The sequence below is a fragment of the Porcincola sp. LCP21S3_C12 genome (assembly GCF_052118625.1).
Lineage (GTDB): Bacteria > Bacillota > Clostridia > Lachnospirales > Lachnospiraceae > Porcincola.
The window spans coordinates 1-2,646 of record NZ_JBQKGW010000046.1; the positions used below are offsets into that span (position 1 = coordinate 1).

The 2,646-nt window shown below is 46.4% G+C and carries 3 protein-coding genes; 2 read left to right on the plus strand and 1 reads right to left on the minus strand.

Going from position 1 to position 2,646, the window contains the following annotated elements; all coding sequences use genetic code 11:
- The coding region (locus ACTQ1N_RS12455) for a hypothetical protein (protein WP_441956975.1) at positions 1-210 on the minus strand (210 nt) is incomplete at its 3' end.
- On the opposite strand from ACTQ1N_RS12455, the gene ACTQ1N_RS12460 reads away from it, so the two are divergent.
- Complete coding sequence (locus ACTQ1N_RS12460; protein ID WP_441956976.1) at positions 181-1,485, plus strand: reverse transcriptase domain-containing protein; 1,305 nt, start codon at positions 181-183, stop codon at positions 1,483-1,485. The genes ACTQ1N_RS12455 and ACTQ1N_RS12460 overlap by 30 nt on opposite strands.
- Positions 1,486-1,614: 129 nt before the next feature.
- Positions 1,615-2,559: a VirD4-like conjugal transfer protein, CD1115 family gene (locus ACTQ1N_RS12465; protein ID WP_441956977.1), complete on the plus strand. Its 945-nt coding sequence runs from the start codon at positions 1,615-1,617 to the stop codon at positions 2,557-2,559.
- Positions 2,560-2,646 lie beyond the last annotated feature (87 nt).

Below are 2,646 nucleotides of genomic sequence, written 5' to 3' on the forward strand. Positions count from 1 at the left end.
GGCATAAAGCAATCCGATGTAAAATCCATCAGAATAATTTATGCTGTGCCTCTTTTTAATTTGATTGAATGTGGTATGGTTTAGGACCAGATAAAATGCGGGATAACAACCAGCCATGCGATAGCAAGGGTCATAAGCCTGATTAACGTCTCGAAGCATTACTACTGTGTCGATATAGATATCAAGGGATTCTTTGATAATGTCGACCATGGCAAGCTGTTAAAGCAGATTTGGACACTTGGAATAAGAGATAAAAGGCTCATCTGCATCATCAGCAAGATATTGAAATCAGAAATAGTCGGTGAGGGTGTGCCAACGAAAGGCACCCCGCAAGGGGGCATTATCAGTCCACTGCTTTCCCTCATTGTGCTGAATGAACTTGACTGGTGGGCGAGCAATCAGTGGGAAACATTCACTCCCAACAAGGTGAAACTGTCTCCCGCGTTTCGCTGTTATCTCAGGGATTATCGAAACCTGAAGGGCGGATTTATTGTTCGCTATGCAGATGACTTCAAAATCATGTGCAGGACTTATGAGGAGGCCCAAAGATGGTATTACGCTACTGTGGACTTTCTCAAGACAAGGCTGAAGCTGGATATCAGTCCGGAAAAATCCAAAGTCGTAAACCTGCGCAAGAACTCGTCCACTTATCTTGGGTTCAAAATTAAGGTCGTTCCGAATGGCAGAGCCAGGTATGGATACGTAGCAAAAACGGATATGAGCGACAAGGCGATGATGAAAGTCAAAGCCAACCTAAAGAGAAAGATTATTGACATCCAATACTGTACTGTTGAGAAGAAAGTGAATGCTTACAACTCGGCGGTGTATGGAATTCAGGGGTACTACAGTTTAGCAACTAATGTTTATAACAACCTGACGGATGTGAATTACGCTCTCTTACCAGCCCTGCGCATACGGCTGTATAACCGCGGTCATACTGTTTTGTTCAGAGACACAAGCAAGGAATTCAAACTCAAGGCTGTTGGCATCAAAGATGATACCAAAATTCTCGTAATAAAGGATATTCCGCTGCTTCCAATCACAGCTGTGCACCATCGAAGCCCTATGAACTTCTCACAGGACATATCGAATTACACAGTGGAAGGACGGAAAAAGGTTCACAACGACATCACGGTGGTAAATAGTGTCGAGCTGGGTGCACTTGCCGCAATCCGCGACCCAAATGAAACCATAGAGTTTAATGACAACATGATTTCAGCTTTTATCGTTCAGCGGGGCGGGTGCTATGTCACTGGCGAGAAACTTCGTTTTCCACGAGTCAGGGCAATTCGCAAGAGCCCTAAATCTCGAGGCGGAACGGACAAACATTCCAACATTGCACTTTTGAGTCTTGACATATGGGATGCACTTTTTACCGAAGACAGCATTATTGCGAGACAGCTTACAGATAAGTATCATTTTGACTCTGCTCAGACAGAACGGTTCAATCGCCTCAGACGTAGCTACGGGTACCGTGCTATTTAAGATAATCTATCGATTTACTGTTGCATGATGGAACGCCGTATGACCTGAAAAGGTCACGTACGGTGTGGGACAGGGGAAAAGGCGGAGATTAGCTCAAAGCCTTACCTATTGTCATAGCTTTATCAGAAGCTGGGCGGCTATCTGGAGCTGAACGGTTTTAAGGTACTTGCCTTCAATCTGGTCGATATGGATGATTCTGACTGCTACAACCCCTTTGCTTACATTCGGTCGGACAACGACATCATCAAGCTGGTCACCAACATGATGAGCAACACAAAACCAAAGGGCTCCAGTTCTTCTGACCCGTTCTGGGACAATGCTTTGTCTCTGTACCTTCAGGCAATCATGTCCTATGTCTGGTATGAGTGCCCGAAGATGGGAAAGAATGCGACGATCCGCGAGATGATGGACATCCTGACCAAGGCAAAGGTGGCGGAGAAATCCGGAGACCTGTCGGAGCTGGACCGCATGATGAATGTGCTTCCGGATGACCATCCTGCAAAGATTGCTTATCTGAAAGTAGCGAGCGGCGCTAAGGATACCATCCGGTCCATCATCATATCGGCCCATGCGAGACTGGCCTACCTGCAGAATCCCAAGGTGCTGAAGATTCTGGACCATGATGACATGAACATCCGGGCAATCGGGGAAGGAATCTATCAGAATCCTGCACGAAAGACCGCATTGTTCTGCATCATTCCGGACAATGACAAGTCCTATAACTTTCTAATCGGTATGCTTTACACGCAGATCTTCCAAGAACTCTATTACGTGGCGGACTTCCAGTACGGCGGGTCTCTCCCAATTCCGGTCGCTTTCTGGCTCGATGAGTTTGCCAATGTTGCCCTTCCGGACGGCTTCACGGAGATCATCGCCACCATGCGAAGCAGGAACATTTCTGCAAATATCATTCTGCAGAATAAAGCACAGCTGCAGGCACTCTTCAAGGATACCTGGCAGGCAATCATCGGCAACTGCGATACCATGATCTACCTTGGCGGAAATGAACCGGAGACCCATAAGTACATGACGGAGATGCTGGGCAAGTATACTGTTGTCCGGCAAATTAAATGATGTCCCATCCGGCAGATTATTTCGCGCCGATTTTGGATTTCTACAGATGTGTCAGTCACTTTAAAAGTAACTGTTTCTGCGAATTGT